Below are 20,971 nucleotides of genomic sequence, written 5' to 3' on the forward strand. Positions count from 1 at the left end.
GTCCGGGATAGAGAGTAGAGGGGCCTCGCCCATATCCGCGAGCCCCCGGCTTTCACTCTCATCAAGGACCCGACATGCCTTCGCGCAAGACCCTCACCACCCTGACCGCGCTGGCGCTGGCCGCCATGGCGCTGCCGGCGCTGGCCCAGACCGCCCGCTACGACATCCCGGGCGGCAGCCTGGAACAGGTGCTCAACGCCTACGCCCGCCAGGCCGGCGTCACCCTGTCCGCCGACGGCGCCCTGACCGCCGGGCGCCAGAGCGCCGGCCTGCATGGCAGCTACGGCGTGCAGGACGGCTTCGCCGCGCTGCTGGCGCGCCACGGCCTGACGGTGCGCCCCGGCTCCCAGCCCGGCGCCTATGTGGTGCAGCCGGCGCCGGCCAGCGGCGCGACGGCGGAGCTGCCCGCCGTGACGGTGACCGGGCGGCGCGAAGGCGAGGCCGCCAATCCGGGGTTCGTGCCGACCAACACCGCCACCGCCACCAAGACCGACACGCCGCTGCTGGAGACGCCGCAATCGGTGTCGGTCATCACCCGCGAGACCATGGACACGCTGGGCGCGCAGACCGTCAGCCAGGCGCTGCGCTACAGCGCGGGGGTGCTGCCCGACAACGCCGGCGCCGAGACCCGCTACGACTGGATCAACATCCGCGGCGTCAGCGAATCGACGCTGGGCCTGTACCTGAACGGCCTGCGGCTGCAATCGAACACCGAGTTCCGCATCGAGCCCTACGGACTGGAACAGCTGGACGTGCTGCGCGGCCCGTCGTCGGTGCTGTATGGCCAGAACGCCCCCGGCGGCCTGATCAACATGGTGTCCAAGCGCCCCACCGACAGCCCCCTGCATGAGATCCAGCTGTCCGGCGGCAGCTACGGCAACCGGCAGGCGGCGTTCGACTTCAGCGGCCCGCTCGACGACGACAACAAGGTGCTGTACCGCCTGACGGGCCTGGTGCGCGAGGCCGACACCCAGGTGCGCTACACGCCGGACGACCGCACCTACATCGCGCCGTCGTTCACCTTCCGGCCCGGCGACCGCACCTCGCTCACGATCCTGGCCAGCTACCAGAAGGACCGCGTCGGCTTCGGCCAGTTCCTGCCGGCGCAGGGCACGGTGCTGGGCAACCCCAATGGCAAGATCCCGACCAACACCTTCGTCGGCGACCCGGACCTGGACAACACCAAGCGCGAGCAGACCATGTTCGGCTACGAACTCAACCACGAGTTCAACGACACCTTCCAGTTCCGCCAGAACTTCCGCTATTCGCACCTGAGCTACCGCGTCAAGACCGCCGGCTACGGCCTGGGTTTCGTCAAGAAGAACGCGGCCGATCCCGATGCCGCCGAGAACTTCCGGTACGTCAACCGCCTGCCCTTCTCGGACATGCGCGAGGTGGACGTGTTCGGCCTGGACAACCAGCTGCAGGGCCGCTTCACCCACGGCGACTGGAAGCACACGGTGCTGGCCGGCCTGGACTATTACGACTACGACCAGTTGCGCACCCAGGGCCGCGGCGCCAACAGCGTGCTGGACCTGTACCAGCCGAACTACGACGGATCGCCCGCGATCACGCGCATTGCCTCGAGCCAGCGCTCGCACCTGCGCCAGACCGGCGCCTACCTGCAGGACCAGGTCAAGTACGGCGATCACTGGCTGGTGACGCTGGGCGCGCGGCGCGACTGGGCCGAGCAGAAGCTCGACAACCGCCTGACCGGCGCGCGCACCGAGCAGCGCGACGCGGCCAACAGTTTCCGCGGCGCGCTGATGTACCGCAGCGACATCGGCCTGGCGCCGTACTTCAGCTATTCCGAGTCGTTCCAGCCCAACATCGGCAGCGATCGCAACGGCAACCAGTTTTCGCCCAGCCGCGGCAAGCAGTACGAAGTGGGCATGAAGTTCCAGCCGGATGGCGCCCAGAGCTTCGCCACGCTGTCGCTGTTCGACCTGCGCATGACCAACGTGCTGACCACCGACAGCGTCGACCCCACCTACTCCGCCACCTCCGGCGAACAGCGCTCGCGCGGCGTGGAACTGGAGGGCACGGCGGTGCTGGGCGGCGGCTGGCGCATGCTGGGCTCGTATTCGTACGTGGACGCCAAGATCACCAAAGCCAACGACGGCACCGAAGGCAAGCACCCGACCCAGCAGCCGGCCCACATGGCCTCGCTGTGGCTGGACTACACGGTGCAGAGCGGCCCGCTGGCCGGCCTGGGCGGCGGCGTGGGCGCGCGCTATGTCGGCACCACCTTCATCGACGCCAACAACGACATGGGCAAGGCGCCGCCGCGCACGCTGATCGACCTGGGCCTGCGCTACGTGGCGAACCAGCACTGGCGCTTCGACCTGAACGCCAGCAACCTGTTCGACAAGGTGTACGCGATCTGCGTGACGCCGACGCAGTGCGCCTACGGCACGCGCCGGGTGGTGATGGGCAGCGCCACGTACCGGTGGTGAGCGGCTGACGGCAGCGGCGCGGACAAGGGCCGCGGCAGCCTGCCCGGGGCCTGGGAAAGCTCGGGTGGCGCTTGTGAAAGCGCCGGGTGACGCCGGAGAAGGCTCGGGCGGCGCCGGGCCGTCAGGCCGCCCGAGCCTCGTGCTGCCGCGGCCGCATGCGGCCCAGCAGCAGCAACACCGCCAGCGCCAGCACGCTCAAGCCGCCCAGCATGGCAAACGTGGCCGGCGCGCCGGCGGCGTCCATGGACGCCGCGAGCAGCGGCGGCGCCAAGGCGTTGATCAGGTTCATGGGCAGCGCGATGGTGGCCATCGCCGCCGCATAGCCGGCCTTGTCGAAGAACACCAGCGGCATGGTGGCCCGCGCGACCGCGAAGGCGCCGCTGCCGACGCCGAACAGCAGCAGGAAGCCGATCACCGGCAGCAGGCCGGCGCCGCCAATCCCGATGACGGCCAGCCCCAGCGGGATCATCGCGCCGGAAGCGATGCCGGTGGACAGCCCGTCCCAGCGCCGCCCGCCCAGCAGGTCGAGCACGCGCCCGCCGACCTTGAAGACGCCCAACAGCGAGGCGACCGCGACAGCGCGAGGCAGATCCATGTCCATGGCCTGCAGCAGCGGCACGCCCACCGCCTGGATGCCGAAGGTGACAAAGCTGTTCAGCGCGATGGCGGCCACCAGCAACGCGAACACCGGGCCCTTGCGTTGGCCCGCGCCGCGCGGGGCCGCGGCCGCCGCGGCACCGGTCGACGGCAGGCCGAACCACAGCAAGGGGCCGACCAGCGCCAGCATGCAGATGGCGTAGACGCCAAGTGTCGCCCGCCAGCCCATCAGATGATCGAGGAAAGCCGTGACCGGCAGGAACACGCTGCCCGCCAGGCCCGTCACCAGCATCAGCGTGCCGATGAGCCCGCGCGCCCGGTCCTGCGCGTATTCCACGACGTAGGCATATGCCCCGGTCGTCAGGAACGCCGCGCCCGCCACGCCGACCAGCGTCCAGGCGGCCCAGAAGGCCCACAGGCCGGGAGACAGCGCGAGCAGGGCCAGGCCCAGTCCGATCAGCGCGGCGCCCGCCGCCATGGTCCGGCGCGTGCCGAAACGGCCGAACGCGCGGCCGGCCAGCGGCGCGGCCAGCCCCATCGCGACATACATGACGGAAGTGCCCAGGAATATCGAAGGCAAGGTGGCGCCCAGGTCGGACGCGACCGGGACGGCGATGACCGGCAGCACGCCGACCACGCCCCAGCCGACGATCTGGGTCAGCGCGAGCAGCAGCAGGACAAGGACATAGCGTTGCATCGTCCACTCCTCGTTCCGGGTGGGGCAGTTGCATGGCGGCGGCCAGGCGCCCCGATGCGACGGGACGCCCGAGGAGTTTACCCCCGCCAAACGCAATATTGGCTTGCCCGCCGGGCCCCTTTTTCAGGCGCCCGCTGGCCTAGTGGCCCTTGTCCATCGACAGCGGCACGCCCCAGATCGGATCCTCCATGCCCTGCTTGCCCAGCGGCGTGATCTGCATGGGCTGCAGCTTGGCCAGCAGCGCCTGGTGCTCGGCGCTCAGGTTGGTGCGCTGCGCGATGAATTTCTGCGTGAACTCCATCGGCGCCGGGCGCGTGTAGACGGTCAGGTCCTCGAGCGGGCACTCGATCATCTTGGGATCGACCGCGCGGCAGGACTGCTGGCGGAACTTGTAGCTGGGCGTCTTCAGGTGCATGCGCTGGCTCAGCACCAGCTGGCCGCCTTGCAGCGTGAAGCTCGCCAGCGCCTGCTTGGGCGGAATGCGCGCCTGCACCTTGATGGCGGGAATGTCGCGGGAATCGGTTTCCTCGTAGTAGCCCGCCGGCATGCCGGCCGTGGTCTCGCTGTACTGCTGCTGGCCCCAGCTCACGCACGCCCCCGACGCCATGTGCACGGCGGTGCAGACCTGGCGCGTCTTGGTCTCGGTGTGGGTGGTGGCGTCGCGCCACGCTTGCTGCCGGTAGAACTCGCGATAGAGCTCGGGCGACAGATAGGCGGTGCCGTTGGCGCCGCGGCCCGATCCCTCGGGTCCGCGCTTGGCACCGACCTGGTCGAGCAGCGCATTCAGCTTGTAGTCGTCGCCGCCGGTCAGCAGGTACTTGCCGGGCGGCAGGATATGCACCTCGAACGCCTGGAACAGGTAGGTTTCCTTGGGATCGCGCTTGAGCGAATTGGTCTGGAACTTGCGGCTGAAGGTCACCTGCGGCGCCTTCTCGTGCATCCAGATCACGGTCGGCGTCCACTGCGTCATGGTCATGGCGTCTTTGAGCGACGCATGCGGCATCAGGTCGGCCACCAGCACCACGGCCATGTCCGCCTTCAGCGCCTCGTTGATCAGGTCCAGCAGTTGCCCGTAGCGCGGATCGTCGCGAGTGCCGTACCCATTCGACGACGGAATGTTCACGCACCCCGACAGGGCCAGCGTAAGCGTCAGGAGGGACAAGGCAAGGCGCGGGCGCGGCAAGGTCATGGATCGGTCCTTAAATGAGGCTGAATCGTATTGAGGGCGCATGCTACCGGCTGGGGGCCGGATCGCAATGGCCGCGTGGCGGGTTGAAACATCGGATGGCCCGGAAGGCGCGGCGGGATTTCGCGCGGCCGGGGTGTACTGGCGGACGCAACGCCAGCAATGACGCGGGCCGTGGCGGGACGATGCGCGGCCATCCGCCATCGCGAGAGCCCGTCGCTTGCCGGATGGCTCGAAAACTATTGTTGCGATTGTTTCTGAAGGGTCGCTACGTCCCGGACGCGCCGGTGCGCGGGCGCAGGTCGGCTTCCTCATCCTGGTGTCGTGCCTGGCGCCTGTTGCGTTGCGCGGCATCACACTGCCTTTTCGCCATCGTTATCAGACTACGAGTAAGACTGCTGATCGCGTTTTCCGCCACTGACAAATCTAGAATCGGATTGGCATCGTTTCCACGATGCGGCGCTGGAGGAAGAAGGCCCGCCATCCAGCCGCCAACGCAATCCGTGGCCCGGGAAATCAAGTGCAGGTATGCGCGTCCTTGTCGTTGAAGATCCGCCGCAATGGGCGGAAAGCGTGTCGAGCCACATCGCCGGGCTCGGACGTGGCGTGCAGGTCTGCGGCACCCTGCGGGACGCGCTGGCGCGCATCCGGCAGGACCCGCCCGGCATCCTGGTGACGGCGGCATCGCTGCCCGACGGCGACATGCTCGACCATATCGCCGCGTTGCGCCGCGCGCTTCCCGCCATGGGCATCATCGTGCTGACCGACAACGTGCGCATGCCCGCGCAGCTGCAAAGCCTGAGCGACGGCGCCGACCACTACCTGATCAAGCCGATCCAGCTCGCGCTGCTGGCCGCCACCGTCAGCGCGCTCGAACGCCGGCTCGTGACCGCGACGCCCGGCCCGGTCTCGCGCGGCCACTGGACCCTGGACGTGCAGGCGCGCCAGCTGCGATCATCGAACGGCGAACAGCTGAGCCTGACGGCAAAGGAATCCATCGTCATGGCAACGCTGATCCAGAGCCCGAAATTTCCCGTCAGCCACAAACGGATGTCGCAGATCCTCGGCTATCCGGAAGTCATCTACGACCAGCACCGCATCGACGCGCTGCTCTACCGGGTGCGCAAGAAACTCGCGACCCTGCGCGACGCGCCCATGCAGATCCGCAACATCTATTCCGAAGGCTCCTTGCTGGTGATGCGTGAAAGCATGATCCGCATCGCCATGCATGCCTGATCTACATGGCGTCGAGTATTTGTGAGTTTCTCGCCGCGCCAAATGCCTACACTACATGTGTCTTGCAAACTTTCCCCAAGAGAGACAAGGCCCGAAGGCCCCACCCGCTTATCCGCGTGTGGGGCCTTCTTTTTTTGGCGCACACGCATGCGCTCGCATTGCATGCGGCGGCCAGCAAATCTCATAAAAAATCATAAGACTGCCGTTTGGCCGGCGGTTATCTAAAGATCATTTTCGCCATGTCGTAGTCCTGGCAACGGACGAACCTGAATGCTGAGAATCAGTTCATCACGTTGGCAACCGGGCAGTTCCCTGCCTGGTGCGATCAAGCCTTTCTCTGCCTAGGAGCTTACACATGGCCGCAGTCATCAATACCAACTATCTGTCGCTGGTCGCGCAGAACAATCTCAACAAATCGCAGTCGGCGCTCGGCACCGCGATCGAACGCCTGTCGTCGGGCCTGCGCATCAACAGCGCCAAGGACGACGCGGCCGGCATGGCCATCGCCAACCGCTTCACCGCCAACGTCAAGGGCCTGACGCAGGCGGCGCGCAACGCCAACGACGGCATCTCGCTGGCGCAGACCACCGAAGGCGCGGCGGCCGAGATCAACACCCACCTGCAACGCGTGCGCGAACTGGCGGTGCAGGCCGGCAACAGCAGCTACTCGCAAGAGCAGCGCAACTCGATGCAGGACGAAATCAATCAGCGCCTGTCGGACATCGACCGCATCTCGCAGCAAACCGACTTCAACGGGGTGAAGGTACTGTCGGCCAAGGCGGAGCCCCTGACGCTGCAGGTCGGCGCCAATGACAACGAAACCATCAGCCTGAACCTGTCGGAAATCAGCATCAAGACGCTGGGCCTGGACGGCTTCAACGTCAACGGCTCGGGCGTGACCAAGAACAACACGGCAACCGTCACCGACCTGGCGGCCGCGGGCGGCGTGACCACCGCCGCCAATGAATGGCGAGTCACGACGACGCACGCCGCCGCGACCGCCGACCAGGTGTTCGGCAAGCTTGAAGACGGCAACAAGGTCACCGTGGGCACTGCCGCTACCGGCACGACCTACACCTACGATGCCGCCAACAAGAACTTCACGTTCACCGACAAGTCGGCCTCGAACGCCGCTGGCGTCACGGCCCTGGCCACCTCGTTGCGACCGGCCACCGGCACCACCACCGGCGTCTACGTCCACAACAACGGTACGGCGTCGAGCACCTTCGAAGTCGATGCCACGGGCGCCATCAAGCTGAATGGCTCGACGGCGTACCTCGATGCCGGCGGCAACATGACCAACAACAGCGCCGGCGCCACCGTCGCCACGCTCAACACCGTGCTGACCGCCGTGTCGACCAACACCTCGGCAGCGGGCAACTCGTCGCTTTCCATCGGCGGCAAGACGTACGTGAACACCACCACGGCCAACGCCCTGACGTACGCCAATACCATCTCGTCCGATGCGCTGCTGGCCAAGGTCAAGGCCAACACCACCGCCAGCGACACGACCGTCACGCTTGGCTCAGGCATCGCCTCCGCCACGGTGAGATTCACCGCCGGCGTATCGACCGACACCTACGTCGATGCAAAGGATGCGTTCACCACCACCAAGACCTTCAACACGGACTACCATGTCGACCCCACCTCGGGCAAAGCCACCGTGACGGGCGGCACTGGCGCTGGCGACTACGCGCCCAAGATCGGTTCGCTCGCCTATGTCAGCGCGTCGGGCAAGCTGACCACCGACACCACCAGCAAGGGCACGCTGACCGCCGATCCCATGAAGACGCTGGACGCCGCCTTCACCAAGCTGGACAAGCTGACCGGCGAACTGGGCGCCGTGCAGAACCGTCTGGAATCGACGATCGCCAACCTGAACAACGTCATCAACAACCTGTCCGGCGCGCGCTCGCGCATCCAGGACGCCGACTACGCCACGGAAGTGTCGAACATGTCGAAGGCCCAGATCCTGCAGCAGGCCGGCACGTCGGTCCTGGCGCAGGCCAACCAGGTGCCGCAGACCGTGCTGTCGCTGCTGCGTTGATCGCGTAGGCCAGCCCATCGGGCCGGCCACCGCTCGCCGCGCATCGCGGCGAGCGGTGGCCGGCTTTTTTTTCTTGTCCGCCGAGCTCCGCCGCGCGTCGCGCCCGGCGGATCTACAATGCCCGCTACCTTCTCGGGAGTCTTTCCATGCTCGGTGTCACCGACTATGGCGCATTCGTGCTCGCCTTCATCATGCTGCTGATCATCCCCGGCCCGGGTAATTTCGCCCTGCTCACGGCCACCGGCAAGGGCGGCGTCAAGGCGGGCCTGGCCGCGACCTGCGGCGTGATCCTGGGCGACCAGGTGCTGATGTGGCTGGCGGTGGCCGGCGTCTCGGCCCTGCTGGCCGCCTATCCCACGGCGTTTCATATCGTGCAATGGGCCGGCGCCGCGTATCTCGCCTGGCTGGGCCTGCAGATGATGCGCAGCAAGCCCGGCGCGCCGCCGCGCCCGAGCCGCATGGACAATGGCCACTATCTGCGCCAGACCGCGATGATCACCTTGCTGAACCCCAAGGCGATCATGTTCTACATGGCGTTCTTTCCGCTGTTCATCGATCCGGTCCGGCATCAGGGGATCGTGACGTTCGCGTTCATGGCGGTCACGGTGGCGGCGCTGACGTTTCTCTACGGCCTGGTGGCCGTGCTGCTGACGCACCACCTGGCACAACGCATGCGCGCCAATCCGCGCGTCGCCAACCTGCTGGAGCGGTTGGCGGGGGTGTTCCTGCTGGGATTCGCGGTGAAGCTGGCGGCGATCCGGTAGGCGACGCCGATACGGCCGTCGATCTCGCAAGCAGTCATGCAGTGATGCAGTGATGCACTGATGCACTGATGCAGTCATGCGGATTGAAGCACTTTCACGGCGACGTCGGGCGCGCGTTCCACGATCTTGAGCAGCGCGATGGCAGGCCCGGTTGGATTTCGGTGCCGCTGCTCCCAATTCTGCAGCGTGCGGGTACTGACATGGATGGCCGCGGCGAATTCGGCCTGGGACATCTGGACACGCTCACGAATGGCCCGCACGTCGATCGGCTCGAACTTCGTGACCCGGCCGGGCGCCAGCTCCCCCCTGCGAATGGCTCGCGCCTGGTCCAACCCTTCGTTCAACAGATCGAAGGTGGACCGTTCCGTCGTCTTTGATTTGGCCTTCTTGGGCATTTCATAGCTCCTTCACTTTGGCGGCCAGAATCGCGGTTTCTTCGCGCGTAAGGCCGTCCTTGCGTGACTTGGGATACGCGACAAGCATGTAGACCGTGTCGTCGCGAGAGATCCAGTAATAGATCGCGCGCAAACCACCGCTTTTTCCCGTGCCCGGGCGTGCATAGCGGATCTTGCGAATGCCGCCCCCGCCCTTGACGAGATCACCGCGCTCTGGATTCTCTACGAGGAGCATCTGCAATCCACGGTACTCATCGTCGGATAGCAGCGCGGTGATCTGTTTGGTGAACAGCGGCGTTTCTACAAATTCCATGGGTCACAATATACGTCAATGACGTACAAATCAAGTTGGCCCGATGCTGACGGACGCCGGCGATCGTGGCCCCGCATCCGCAGACTGTCATGAATCATGGCCCTCCTGCGCGTAACAGGCGCACGACCTTGGGACGTTTTCGTCATCATCGACACGCCGTCGATCCAGGATGCGTCCCGTCGCGGCTGCACGGCCCCGCCAAATTGCCCCGGGCGGCTTCAGCCTCGTAGAATCAAGGCATCAGAGCCACTTGCGTGACCCTCGATGATGCCAATGAAAAACCTCCGATCTCTCGCCCTGGTGCTGCTCGCCGTGCCATGCCTGGCCCAGGCCGCCTGGACCTACAAGACCTGCGGCGCCGATGCGTGCGACATTCCCGAGCGCCTGGCGATCCTGCAATCCTCGAACAGCGTGCCGTCGGCGACGGTCGGCAAGGCGGACATCCGCGTCAGCCTGGTGATCCGCGCGACCTCGGAGAGCATCAGTCCCTATCTGGCGATCGACAACGGGCGCTTCCGCTGCCCCTCGACGGGTTGCAAGGTTTCCGCGCGCTTCGACCAGGGCGAATGGGTCGAGGTGTCCACCGCGCCCGTCCAGGAATCGAGCACGGCGCCCATCCAGGACACGGCCAGCATCCACCTGTCCCAACCCAAGGTGATGCTGGAGACGATCCGGCTGGCCCGAAGCGTGACCTTCGAGGTGTCCGTCGCCGGCGCCGGGAACCAGCAGTTCCTGTTCGATACGTCCGGCCTGGACTGGCCGCCGCTGCCCGTCGAAGCGAAGCTGGACGCGGGCATCGGCGAACAGAAATGGGCGGCGCCTCCGTCGTTGTCCCTGTCCGATCCCTCACCCGCCAAGGGGGCCGACGCGGTGTGCTATGCCGCGCCCACGCCCAAGGATTACCACTGGCAGGCGGCCAAGCCGGCGCGGATCAGCTATTGCTTCGCGGAGTCACGGTTCTCGTATGCCGTGGTCGAATCCGCGTCCACCGCGGCCGGCGTCGCCGCGCTGCGCCAGCTCGCGGTCGCGCTCATGGGACGCAAGGCGGACACGACCCGCCCGGGCGACGAGAACTGGCGCGGCGCCGTGGACGACAACCTGGTCGGCGCCACGCTCAGACGCGATCCCAACAAGCAGGATTCCCCGTCCGGGGTGCTCGTGATCCACTACACGCCGATGGAAAACCTGACGGAGAAAATGACGCGCTAGGCCGGCGGGATCAAAGCGGCAACGGCCGGTTCAGCACGATGTTCTTCATGACCAGGGTGGACGACAGCCGCTGCACGCTCGGCAATGTCGAGAGGCTGTAGTCGTACAGCTTCTGGTACGCGGCGAGGTCGGTGGTGATGACGTGCAGCATGAAGTCCGGATCGCCGAACAGGCGCTGCGCCTGGATGATCTCGGGCACCTGCGGCACGGCATCCTCGAAGGCCTTTACGGCGGCCCGGTCGGTGCTGCGCAACGTGACGAACACGATCGCGGAAAAGCTCAGCCCCACCGCCACGGGGTCGATGTTGGCGCGGTAATCGGCGATGACGCCGGCCTCTTCCAGCGCGCGGACGCGCCGGTGGCAGGGCGACAAGCTCAGGCCGATGCGCTCGCCCAGGTCGGTGAGCGAAAGCCGGCCGTTGGCCTGCAGCTCCGCAAGAATCTTTCTGTCGATATCGTCCATGCGCGGTAGTTTGCCTCGGATCGAGAATTCCCTGCAAGATATTGGAAGCACCTTCCGGGCGCTCGCCGATAAGCTTTCGCCATGGACTTCTCGACACTTTTCCTGTTTTCGGCAACGGTCATCCCGCTGGTCTGCACGCCCGGCCCGGATATCCTTTTCATCGCCTCGCAAGCGGTTTCCAGCGGCACGGCGGCGGGGTTTCGCGCCACGGCCGGCGTGGTGCTGGGTTATTGCGTGCACTCGCTGCTGGTGGCGCTGGGCCTTGCCGCGGTCGTGGCCGCGTCGCCGGCGCTGTTCGAGGCGATCCGCTGGGTCGGCATCACCTACCTGGTGTACCTGGCCTACAAGCTGGTGCGGGCGGCCTTGCGGCCCGGCGGCGTCCAGGTGCCGGGCACGCGGGTCAAGGACCAGTTGCGCAAGGGCTTCCTGACGTCGCTGCTCAACCCGAAAGGGATGATGGTCTACCTGGCCATCCTGCCGCAGTTCATGGACCCGCGGCTGGGCGACACCACGCTGCAGGCCGTGATGCTGTCGGCGGCTTTCATGTTCTGGTGCGCGGTGGTGTATTCGGGCATCTGCGTCGCGCTGGGCCGTTTCGGCGGCGCGGGCCTGAGCGATGCGCGGCGGCGCCTGGTCGACAGCGCCGCGGGCGGGATGATCCTCATGGCGGCGGGCTTCATGGCCCTGTTTCACCGCTAGGGCCTGCCGGCGCGGCAAGGCGACTCGCGCCGGCCCGAATCATGCGCCGGCTGGCGGCGAGCCCGCTTGAACGGCTATGCTGGATCATGATCCGCCGCCATCGTCCCACCGCACGAGCGCTCGCACCATGACGACCAACTACACGGAAGCCTTCATCACGGTCTCTCCCGACAGCACCGCCACGGCGGGGACCACGCCGACCAAGGCGGGCTCGATCGCGCAGATCCAGCACGAACTGCTGACGCGGCAGCCCTATCACTACACCAGCGACGACCTGTTGTTCGAGGTGCACGCCATCCGCCAAGGCATCGCGGCCAAGGACAGGAAGCCGGCGCGCGAGGCGTTCTTCGCCAAGCCGCAGGCTTGCCTGCGCGCTTCGCCGCTGGTCAAGCAATTCGGCTGGGGCCTGCACCACGACGCGGACGCGAAGGTCGCCGCCTATGGCGTCGGCAGCGACGCCTACCGCGAACTCAGCGCGCGCGCCGACCTGAAGATCGTGGCGGGGATGCGCAGCAAGCGGGCTTCATAGCCGCGTCATTCGCCCTTCTTGCGCGAGCGGAACGCCGCCACCTTCATGCGGTTGCCGCACACGGCCATGCTGCACCAGCGGCGCCGGTGCGACTTGGTCTTGTCGTGGAACATCAGCGTGCAGTCGTGCGCTTCGCATTGCCGCACCAGCTCAAGCTGCGTGTCGGTCAGCAGACGGACGACGGCCTGCGCGATCGGTTCGAGAAAGCCGGCCGCATCGTCGTGGCGGCGCCGCCTGACCACCTTGAACGACGCGCTGGCGTCGTCCCACTGCAGCGCCTCGGCGGCGCGGCCGGCCTGCAGCACCTGGTTGACGACGGCGGCGTCCGCGGCGCCCTCTTCCTGCTTGGCGGCATGCACCAGCGATCGGGCATTGTCGCGCAGTCGCACGGCCAGCGCCTGCAACCCCTTGGGCGCCACGCCAACGTCGTCCGGCAGCACGCCGGCAAGCTTGAGCCAGGCCAGCACGGCCTCGTCGTCGGCGAAGCAATCGTGATGCGCCGCCCCCACCCCGAATTCACTGTTGATGAAGTCGAGCGCGAGATCGTCGCCGATGAATTGCGGGGCCCTGGAAGTTTTGGCGTCTTCTTGCATTCGTCCAATGTAACCTATAAAAAATAATTTGACCAGTTACATGAATCATGGGTAACCTTTAAAATCCAATTTATCGGTTACCAAGGAAATTTGTCATGGCTTCGAAGACATCAAAGAGCGCGGCCGGGCTGGCGGCGCTGGTGCTGGCCGGCAGCGCGCAGGCCGCCGACCTCCAGGTCCACCACCGTTTCGAGCAGGTGGGCGACGTGAAGGTGTTCTATCGCGAGGCGGGCGCGCCCGACGCGCCGGCGGTGCTGCTGCTGCACGGCTATGCGGCCTCGTCGTTCATGTACCGCAATCTGATCCCGATGCTGGCGGACAAGTACCACGTCATCGCGCCGGACCTGCCGGGTTTCGGCTTCACCGAGTCGCCCGCCCGCGGCAAGTACGCCTACACATTCGACCAGCTGGCCAGGACCATCGATCAGTTCACCCAGCAGCTGAAGCTGGACCGCTACGCCATCCAGGTCTTCGACTACGGCGCGCCGGTGGGCTGGCGCCTCGCGGCGGCGCATCCCGACCGCATCACCGCCATCGTTTCGCAGAACGGCAATGCGTACGAGGAAGGACTGGGCCAGGGCTGGGCGCCGATCCAGCGGTACTGGAAGGAACCGTCACAGGCCAATCGCGAGGCCCTGCGCGACTTCCCCACGCCGGCATCGATCGAATGGCAGTACCTCGAAGGCGTGCCGGACAAGACCCTGGTCGCGCCCGATGCGATCGCGCTGGAAAGCCATCTGGTGTCCCGTCCGGGCAACGCCGAGGTGCAGCTCGACCTGCTGCTGGACTATGCGTCGAACGTGGAGAAGTATCCGGCGTTCCAGGCGTACTTTCGCCAGTACCAGCCGCCGCTGCTGGCCGTCTGGGGCAAGAACGATCCGTTCTTCCTGCCTGCCGGCGCCGAGGCGTGGAAGCGCGATATTCCGGGCGCGGACGTACGGTTCTATGACACGGGGCACCTGGCGCTGGAGACGCATGGGGTGGAGATCGGCGGGGTTATCCGGGGGTTTCTGGACCGGAATGTGAAGTGAGGACAGGCTCCACCGGTGCAATCAATCGGTGGAGCCGGCCTCTTGGGACGCGCGTCCTGATATCGGCGGTTTTCGCCGCGCCGCAAGCGCATTGGAAAACTCGCAGGCTGCTAGCAATTCCGCCACGAAAAACAAAAAAAGGCACTTCGCCGTAGCGTAAGTGCCTTTTTGTGCTGTTTCCAGCGAATTCTTGGGGTGGCTGATGGGACTCGAACCCACGACAACTGGAATCACAATCCAGGACTCTACCAACTGAGCTACAGCCACCACTGGGGTGTTTCTCTTTGCCGCCGGACCCGTTGTTTCGTGTCCAACCGCGAAGAGGCCGAACTATAGCACGATTTTTCGGGCCGTGTAAAACGGTCTGTCCCCCGCCGGTGATCCGCCGCCACCAACGGCCCGCCCTGGCCGGATTTGCCGCCACCGCCGACCTTGCTATCCTTGGCGCTCGGATCACCCCTCTGGAGGCCAGCGCTTCGCCGTCGCTATGGATCGCATACACCAACTACTGATCGATTACTGGCCCCACATGGTGTTCACCATCAGCGTGGTGGCGGGCGCGGGCGCGGCGGTGCATGCGGCCATGACCAAGCAGGATGTGCGGTCGGCCATCGGCTGGGTCGGGCTGGCGCTGTTTTCGCCGCTGTTCGGGGCGGCCGTCTATTTCGTGGCGGGGATCAACCGGATCCGCAAGACGCGGCTGTCGCAGCAGCGCGACGAGGCGATGCTGGTGGACGCGGCGCTGGTGGAGACGCCCAGCGTGGACGTGGCGCCGATCTCGGGGCCGCAGTTCGCGTCGCTGAAGGTGCTGGGCGACCGGGTCAGCCGCTTCCGGCTGCTGGGCGGCAACGCGGTGCGGCCGCTGGCCGGCGGCGACGAGGCCTATCCGGCGATGCTGCAGGCGATCCGCGAGGCGCGGCACGCGGTGGCGATGCAGAGCTATATCTTCGACAACGATGCGATCGGGCGCGAGATGGCGCAGGCGCTGATCGAGGCGCATGAGCGCGGGGTGCAGGTGCGGGTGCTGATCGACGCGATCGGCGCCAAGTATTCGCGGCCGCCGATCGTGCGGATGCTGGCGCGCGGCGGGGTGCCGGTGGCGCGCTTCATGACCAATCCCCTGGGCGTGCTGCGCATGCCGTACGCCAACCTGCGCAGCCACCGCAAGGTGCTGGTGGTGGACGGGCGCGTCGGCTTCACCGGCGGCATGAATGTGCGGGCGGCGTTCGTGACGGCGTTGTCGGGCGCGGTGACCAATGTCGATACGCATTTCCGCGTGGAAGGGCCGATCGTGACACAGCTGATGTCGGTGTTCGCGCACGATTGGAATTTCACGACGCATGAGTCGCTGCCGGCGCAGCCGTGGTTCGATCCGCAGGCGCAGCCGCCGCATGGGGCGGTGCCGATGCGCTGCGTGCCGTCGGGGCCGGACCGCGCCCTGGGCAGCGCGCACAGCATCCTGCTGGGCGCGCTGGCGGTGGCGCAGCGGCACGTGCGGATCCAGTCGCCCTACTTCCTGCCGGACCAGCCGCTGATCGGGGCGCTGGCGACGGCGGCGCGGCGCGGGGTGGTGGTGGATATCGTGATTCCGGGCAAGAACAACCTGCGGCTGGTCGATTACGCCATGACGGCGCAGCTGGACCAGGTGGTGCGCACGGGTTGCCGGGTGTGGCGCTCGCAAGGGGCGTTCGATCACTCGAAGCTGATGACGGTGGACGACGGCTGGGCCTACGTGGGGTCGTCGAACCTGGATCCGCGCAGCCTGCGGCTCAATTTCGAGCTGGACACGGAGATCTACGACGTGGACGTGGCGCGCTGGGTCGGCGCGCGGATCGACGCGCAGGTGGCCGGGGCGCGCCGCCAGACGCTGGAAGAACTGCTGCAGGCGCCGTTCGCCAAGCGGCTGCGCAACAAGGTGATCTGGCTGGCGACGCCGTATCTGTAGGCCTGGCTGGGCGACGCCGTATCCGCGGCCCATGGGCCGGCTGGCGCGGCCCGCGCACGAGAACCGATCGGCGGCCCCTGGGCCGCCGATTGCACATGGACAGGCGGCGGATCAACCGTCCGAGGTCGGCACCGCCGCCTGGCGCACGGCGAAGACGGCGCTGGCCTTGAGCACCAGGCGCTCGTCCACTTTCAGGTGGCAGGTGGCGTAGATCAGGCGCTTGCCGCGCTTGTCGATGGTGACGTGGGCTTCGAGCCAGTCGCCGGGCATGACGGCGTTGAGGTATTCGACCGACATCTGGGCGGTGACGACCGAGGCCTGGCACTGGTGGGCGATGACGAAGCCGAGGGCGCTGTCGGCCAGGGTGGCGAGCAGGCCGCCGTGGGCCATGCCGTGCATGTTGCCGTGGGCCGGGCCGATGCGCATGGCCAGCACGTCGTCGGCCTCGCGCCGGTAGAAGCCGCCCAGGTCCGCCAGGTGGCGCATGAATTGGCTGCTGGGGAGCCAGGGCGCGAAGCCGGCGGGAATGGTGTCTGTCATGGCGATGGGGAGTGTGCGCTGCGCAATGCCCCACGGTAGCGCAAAGCGGGCGGCGCGCGCCAGCGCCGGCCCGGGCTGACCGGTGAGCGGACAATATCGTGCGCGACTGGCGCGGGCGTCGCGCCAGCGCTACAGTCTGCCCATGCAATTGCCCGTTTCCCGACCGCCCGCATGACCCCCATCAAGACCTACGGCATGGCCGAGCGCGCGGACTACTTCGATTTCGACATCCGCGCGCAGCAGGTGCGCGAGCCGCTGGAGCAGCCGCACCGCCATGAGTATTTCCAGATCCAGGTGAACCTGGAGGGCGACACGCGCCAGACCATCAGCGGCACCACGCGGCCGTTTCCGCGCGGCGGGATGAGTTTCGTGCTGCCGTACCGGGTGCACCTGGTGCCGCATCCGCCGGGCGCGCGCTACGTCATCATCAATTTCGCGCAGCGTTTCCTGTGGCCGGAGCTGGCGGTCGATCCGCTGGACCTGGAGGAGGTGCCGGTGTCGCAGGCGCCGGCGCTGGCGCCGTTCCTGTTCCAGGAGTACCTGGATTTCGCGCTGGACGAGGACGGGCTGGCGCAGGCCGAGGCGCTGATCGGACGCTTGATGGACGAGAACCGTCGCCGCGGCTTCGGTTCGTCGACGACCATACGCGGCCTGCTGCTGCAGCTGATCGGGCTGGCCTGCGGGCGCTACGAGACCGACCTGCTGCACTTGGCGCGGCACCACGCGGGCAGCAGCCGGCGCGAGAGCGTGCGGCGGGTGCTGGCGCACATCGGCGCGCACCTGGCCGAGAACCTGACGCTGAACGACGCGGCGGCGGCGGCGTTCCTGTCGCCCAATTACCTGGCGCACCTGCTCAAGAAAGAGACCGGCAAGACCTTCACCGAACTGGTGGCCGAGCGCCGCATGGCGCTGGCGCGCGACCTGCTGGCGCATACGGCGCGCACGGTGGCGCAGGTGGCGCATGCCGCCGGTTTCGCGGACGAGGCGTATTTCTCGCGCCGCTTCCGCCAGCTGGAGGGGGTCAGCCCGACCGGTTACCGCGAGCGCCTGCGCGGCGGCGAGGCGGATACGCGGAATCGTCCAGGGATTGCGTAATCGTCTCCTGCCGGGGCGGGCGGGGCGGCCGTAAGCTGGCCTGGACCTCGCAACCTTCAGGAGACCCGCGATGACCCAAGCCGTCCAGACCCCGTTTGCCGTGGCGCAGACCACCGTGCCGATCGCCGGCAGCGACCTGCGCTTTCCGGTGCGCCGCATCTATTGCATCGGCCGCAACTACGCCGCGCACGCCATCGAGATGGGTTCGGACCCGAGCCGCGAGCCGCCGTTTTTCTTCCAGAAGCCGACGGACGCGATCCAGGTGGTGCTGCCGGACACGGTGGCCGACCATCCCTACCCGCCGCTGACCCAGAACTATCACTACGAGGTGGAGCTGGTGGCGGCGCTGTCCAAGGGCGGCCGCGACATTCCCCTGGACCAGGCGCTGGACTGCGTCTACGGCTACGCGCTGGGACTGGACATGACGCGGCGCGACCTGCAACGCGGCATGGGCGACCAGAAGAAGCCGTGGGAAATCGGCAAGAGCTTCGACCACGCGGCGCCGATCGGCCCGATCCATCCGGTGGCCCAGACCGGCCACTACCGCGAAGGCGACATCTGGCTGGCGGTCAATGGCGAGCGCAAGCAGCAGGCGACGCTGTCGCACATGATCTGGTCGGTGGCCGAGCAGATCTCGCGGCTGTCGCAGGCGTTCGAGCTGTTCCCGGGCGACGTGATCTATTCCGGCACGCCGGAGAACGTGGGCCCGGTGGTGCGCGGCGACGTGATCGTGGCGCACGTGGACGGCCTGCCGGAACTGAGCATCCGCATCGTGTGATGCGCGGCACAGGCTGGCCCTGCCGCCCTCCCCGGCGCCAGCCTGGTCTTGGCGCCCCGCCGCCCGGCATGCGGCGGGGCGCCGTAAGGCCGTCCGGCAAGGGTCGCGGCGACCGTGCCCCACGACGGTGCGGCGGCCGGACCCTCGCGGATCTGAGAGTAAGATTTACGCCATAACAAACAGCCCGTGTGGCAGGAGCAGTGGAAGATGGCAAAAATCGGTATGGTGGGCATCGGCCTGATGGGCCATGGCATCGCAAGCAATCTGGTCAAGCACGGTCACACGCTGACGGTGCTGGAGCATCCGGGCAACCAGCCGCTGGACGCCCTGAAGGCGGCGGGCGCCACCAGCTGCGCCGACGGCGCCACGCTGGCGGCGCAGTCCGACGTGATCATCCTGTGCGTCACGGGCAGCCCGCAGGTCGAGGCGGTGCTGCTGTCGCCGGCCGGCGTGCTGGAAGGCCTGCGTCCGGGCACGGTGATCATCGACTGCTCGACGGCGATCCCCTCTTCTACCGTCAAGGTGGCCGAGGCCGTCACCGAAAAGGGCGGCCGTTTCCTCGACGCCCCCATGACGCGCACGCCGAAGGAAGCCGCCGAAGGCCGCCTGAACCTGCTGGTGGGCGGCGACGCCGCGCTGTTCGAGGAATGCAAGCCGATCCTGGCGTGCTTTGCCGAGAACATCGCGCACGCCGGTCCGGTGGGCGCGGGCCACCGCATGAAGCTGCTGCACAACTATGTGTCGCTGGGCGCGATCGCGCTGCTGTCGGAAGCGGCCGCCTGCGCGCTGCGCGCCGACATCGACCCGGCGGTGTTCGCCGAGGTGCTGACCAAGGGCGGCGGCGGCGGCGTGGCGCTGGAACGCCTCAAGCCGTATCTGCTGGAGCAGGATCCGTCGTCGCTGCGCTTTTTCATGTCGAACGCGCAAAAGGACCTGTCGTACTACAACACGATGGCCGCCGAGACCGGCGCGGTGCGCGAGATCGGCGCCGCCGTGCTGCACACCTACGATCAGGCGGTCAGCCAGGGCGGCGGCGAACGCTACGTGCCCGAGCTGGTGTCGCTGCTGAAGGACCGCTGAACCTGACGGCGGCGCGGGCTCAGCGCCCGCCCGCCGCCATTGCCGGCACGGCGCGCAAGGCGCCGCGCCGCGGCAGTTGCAGGGAGATGGCCGCGGCCAGCAGCAACAGGGCGCCGGCCGCGCCGAACGCCACCCAGTGGGTATGGAAGGCCTCGAAGGCCCAGCCGCCCAGCCAGGAACTGATCATGCCGCCGATCTGGTGGCCCAGGTAGGTCAGGCCGTACAGCACGCCCACCAGGCGCACCCCATAGACGTCGGCCAGGATGGCCGAGGACAGCGCGATGCTGCCGGCCCAGACGATGCCGCCAATGGTGGCCGCCGCGTACAGTTCCCAATGCGCGCCGACCATGACCAGCGCGAAGAACCCCAGCCCGCGCACCAGGTAGATGACGGCCAGGATGTTGCGCCGCTCGACCTGATCCGACATGCGTCCCAGCACCAGGGTGCTGAAGATCGCCACCAGGCCGATCAGGCCGATGCCGAGCGAACTGGTGGTGGCGTCGAAACCATGGTCCATCAGCATGGGCATGCCGTGCGTGCCCAGCAGGTTCATGCTGAAGCCACAGGCGAACAGGCCCAGCGCCACCTGCCAGAACGGCAGCGTGCGCACGGCGTCCTTGATGCGCGGCTCGGGGCCCTTGGCGGCGGGTCGCGACGCGGCTTTTTTCTCGACGATCTGGTGCGGCAGCAGGTCGGTGTGCTCGGGCGCCTGGTCGCGCATGACGAACAGGGCCACCGGCACGGTCAACAGCGCGAACAGGGCGGCGAAGGCCAGCAGCGTCTCCTGCCAGCCGACGGCGCTGATGGCGAAGGTGAGCGTGGGGGTCATCAGGGCGATGCCGGCCATGGACCCGGTGGACAGGAAGAACAGCGCCATGCCGCGCTGGCGCGTGAACCAGCGGCTGATCACCGGGGTCAGCGCCACCGGGCTGGTGAAGGCCAGGCCGACCGACAGGGCCACGCCGAAGGCCAGCAGGAATTCGATGGGACCGCGCGCGAAGACGGTCCAGATGGACGAGGCCACCACGATGGCGGCGCCGGTCAGCAGCACGAAGCGGGTGCCGCGGGTGCTGACCAGGTAGCCGGCCAGCGGCATCGCCAGGCCGTAGCACAGCATGCCGGCCGCGACGATGCCCGACAGCAGGCTGCGCGAAAAACCCAGGCCGTCCGCCATGGGCAGGAAAAACGGGCCGATGCCCATGCGCAGCCCCACCGTCAACAGCGTCAGCACCGTGGCGGCGCCGACGATGTTCCAGCCGAAATACCAGCCGGCCGATTCTTGCTTCTCCACTTGCCTCTCTCCTTGTGTCTTCTTGTC

20 protein-coding genes and 1 tRNA gene are annotated in these 20,971 nt (G+C 67.3%); 12 read left to right on the top strand and 9 right to left on the bottom strand.

The features are described from left to right. Positions 1–74: 74 nt before the first annotated feature. Positions 75–2,456, top strand: a complete 2,382-nt coding sequence (locus AC1HFW_RS15795; RefSeq protein ID WP_479284295.1) for a TonB-dependent siderophore receptor — start codon at positions 75–77, stop codon at positions 2,454–2,456. A 121-nt stretch (positions 2,457–2,577) separates the two neighbouring features. Here AC1HFW_RS15795 and AC1HFW_RS15800 read toward each other — a convergent pair whose 3' ends face one another. Then, entirely contained in the window at positions 2,578–3,750 is a 1,173-nt protein-coding gene (locus AC1HFW_RS15800) for an MFS transporter (RefSeq protein ID WP_479284297.1), read from the bottom strand. Between the two features lie 139 nt (positions 3,751–3,889). Then, positions 3,890–4,939, bottom strand: coding sequence for a hypothetical protein (locus AC1HFW_RS15805; protein ID WP_479284299.1), 1,050 nt, complete (start codon positions 4,937–4,939; stop codon positions 3,890–3,892). A 525-nt stretch (positions 4,940–5,464) separates the two neighbouring features. Between AC1HFW_RS15805 and AC1HFW_RS15810 the strand changes: the two genes are divergently transcribed. The 3 genes from AC1HFW_RS15810 (at position 5,465) to AC1HFW_RS15820 (ending at position 8,983) form a co-directional block, all read left to right on the top strand. After that, entirely contained in the window at positions 5,465–6,172 is a 708-nt protein-coding gene (locus tag AC1HFW_RS15810; RefSeq protein ID WP_479284301.1) for a response regulator transcription factor, read from the top strand. A gap of 355 nt (positions 6,173–6,527) precedes the next feature. Beyond that, entirely contained in the window at positions 6,528–8,219 is a 1,692-nt protein-coding gene (locus AC1HFW_RS15815) for a flagellin N-terminal helical domain-containing protein (RefSeq protein ID WP_479284303.1), read from the top strand. A 146-nt stretch (positions 8,220–8,365) separates the two neighbouring features. Continuing rightward, on the top strand, positions 8,366–8,983 hold the full coding sequence (locus AC1HFW_RS15820; RefSeq protein ID WP_006390459.1) for a LysE family transporter: 618 nt from the start codon (positions 8,366–8,368) through the stop codon (positions 8,981–8,983). 74 nt (positions 8,984–9,057) lie between these two features. Here the strand turns inward: AC1HFW_RS15820 and nadS are convergent, their stop codons facing one another. Then, positions 9,058–9,378 (bottom strand): NadS family protein, encoded by a 321-nt coding sequence (gene nadS / locus AC1HFW_RS15825; protein ID WP_116520568.1) that lies wholly within the window; start codon positions 9,376–9,378, stop codon positions 9,058–9,060. Between the two features lies 1 nt (position 9,379). Further along, entirely contained in the window at positions 9,380–9,691 is a 312-nt protein-coding gene (locus AC1HFW_RS15830; protein ID WP_061073800.1) for a type II toxin-antitoxin system RelE/ParE family toxin, read from the bottom strand. Positions 9,692–9,964: 273 nt separating this feature from the next. Between AC1HFW_RS15830 and AC1HFW_RS15835 the strand changes: the two genes are divergently transcribed. Continuing rightward, positions 9,965–10,900 (top strand): hypothetical protein, encoded by a 936-nt coding sequence (locus AC1HFW_RS15835; protein ID WP_479284307.1) that lies wholly within the window; start codon positions 9,965–9,967, stop codon positions 10,898–10,900. Positions 10,901–10,910: 10 nt separating this feature from the next. Here AC1HFW_RS15835 and AC1HFW_RS15840 read toward each other — a convergent pair whose 3' ends face one another. After that, positions 10,911–11,363 (bottom strand): Lrp/AsnC family transcriptional regulator, encoded by a 453-nt coding sequence (locus tag AC1HFW_RS15840; RefSeq protein ID WP_479284309.1) that lies wholly within the window; start codon positions 11,361–11,363, stop codon positions 10,911–10,913. 81 nt (positions 11,364–11,444) lie between these two features. Between AC1HFW_RS15840 and AC1HFW_RS15845 the strand changes: the two genes are divergently transcribed. Together AC1HFW_RS15845 and AC1HFW_RS15850 are read left to right on the top strand one after the other, a co-directional pair. Then, the gene (locus AC1HFW_RS15845) at positions 11,445–12,062 is read left to right on the top strand and encodes a LysE family translocator (RefSeq protein WP_479284311.1); all 618 of its coding nucleotides are present in this window, start codon (positions 11,445–11,447) and stop codon (positions 12,060–12,062) included. A 127-nt stretch (positions 12,063–12,189) separates the two neighbouring features. Further along, positions 12,190–12,591, top strand: a complete 402-nt coding sequence (locus tag AC1HFW_RS15850; RefSeq protein WP_241074987.1) for a DUF6157 family protein — start codon at positions 12,190–12,192, stop codon at positions 12,589–12,591. Between the two features lie 5 nt (positions 12,592–12,596). Here the strand turns inward: AC1HFW_RS15850 and AC1HFW_RS15855 are convergent, their stop codons facing one another. Next, the gene (locus AC1HFW_RS15855) at positions 12,597–13,184 is read right to left on the bottom strand and encodes a CGNR zinc finger domain-containing protein (RefSeq protein WP_241070514.1); all 588 of its coding nucleotides are present in this window, start codon (positions 13,182–13,184) and stop codon (positions 12,597–12,599) included. 95 nt (positions 13,185–13,279) lie between these two features. Here AC1HFW_RS15855 and AC1HFW_RS15860 point away from each other — a divergent pair, with 95 nt between their 5' ends. Next, complete coding sequence (locus AC1HFW_RS15860) at positions 13,280–14,215, top strand: alpha/beta fold hydrolase (protein WP_479284312.1); 936 nt, start codon at positions 13,280–13,282, stop codon at positions 14,213–14,215. A gap of 191 nt (positions 14,216–14,406) precedes the next feature. Here the strand turns inward: AC1HFW_RS15860 and AC1HFW_RS15865 are convergent. Further along, positions 14,407–14,482: transfer RNA gene (locus AC1HFW_RS15865), tRNA-His, on the bottom strand. Positions 14,483–14,702: 220 nt separating this feature from the next. Here AC1HFW_RS15865 and AC1HFW_RS15870 point away from each other — a divergent pair. Next, complete coding sequence (locus tag AC1HFW_RS15870) at positions 14,703–16,160, top strand: phospholipase D-like domain-containing protein (RefSeq protein ID WP_479284314.1); 1,458 nt, start codon at positions 14,703–14,705, stop codon at positions 16,158–16,160. Positions 16,161–16,271: 111 nt separating this feature from the next. Here AC1HFW_RS15870 and AC1HFW_RS15875 read toward each other — a convergent pair whose 3' ends face one another. Further along, entirely contained in the window at positions 16,272–16,700 is a 429-nt protein-coding gene (locus tag AC1HFW_RS15875; protein WP_006390469.1) for a PaaI family thioesterase, read from the bottom strand. A 171-nt stretch (positions 16,701–16,871) separates the two neighbouring features. Here AC1HFW_RS15875 and AC1HFW_RS15880 point away from each other — a divergent pair, with 171 nt between their 5' ends. The 3 genes from AC1HFW_RS15880 to AC1HFW_RS15890 all read left to right on the top strand — a co-directional run bounded on the left by AC1HFW_RS15880 (position 16,872) and on the right by AC1HFW_RS15890 (position 19,653). Beyond that, the gene (locus AC1HFW_RS15880; protein WP_006390470.1) at positions 16,872–17,795 is read left to right on the top strand and encodes a helix-turn-helix transcriptional regulator; all 924 of its coding nucleotides are present in this window, start codon (positions 16,872–16,874) and stop codon (positions 17,793–17,795) included. Positions 17,796–17,865: 70 nt separating this feature from the next. Then, entirely contained in the window at positions 17,866–18,573 is a 708-nt protein-coding gene (locus tag AC1HFW_RS15885; RefSeq protein ID WP_198487349.1) for a fumarylacetoacetate hydrolase family protein, read from the top strand. 207 nt (positions 18,574–18,780) lie between these two features. Then, on the top strand, positions 18,781–19,653 hold the full coding sequence (locus AC1HFW_RS15890) for an NAD(P)-dependent oxidoreductase (RefSeq protein ID WP_035360766.1): 873 nt from the start codon (positions 18,781–18,783) through the stop codon (positions 19,651–19,653). 19 nt (positions 19,654–19,672) lie between these two features. Here the strand turns inward: AC1HFW_RS15890 and AC1HFW_RS15895 are convergent, their stop codons facing one another. Next, positions 19,673–20,944, bottom strand: a complete 1,272-nt coding sequence (locus tag AC1HFW_RS15895; protein ID WP_479284317.1) for an MFS transporter — start codon at positions 20,942–20,944, stop codon at positions 19,673–19,675. Between the last annotated feature and the right edge of the window lie 27 nt (positions 20,945–20,971).

It is taken from the genome of Achromobacter sp. ISS7 (assembly GCF_056523125.1).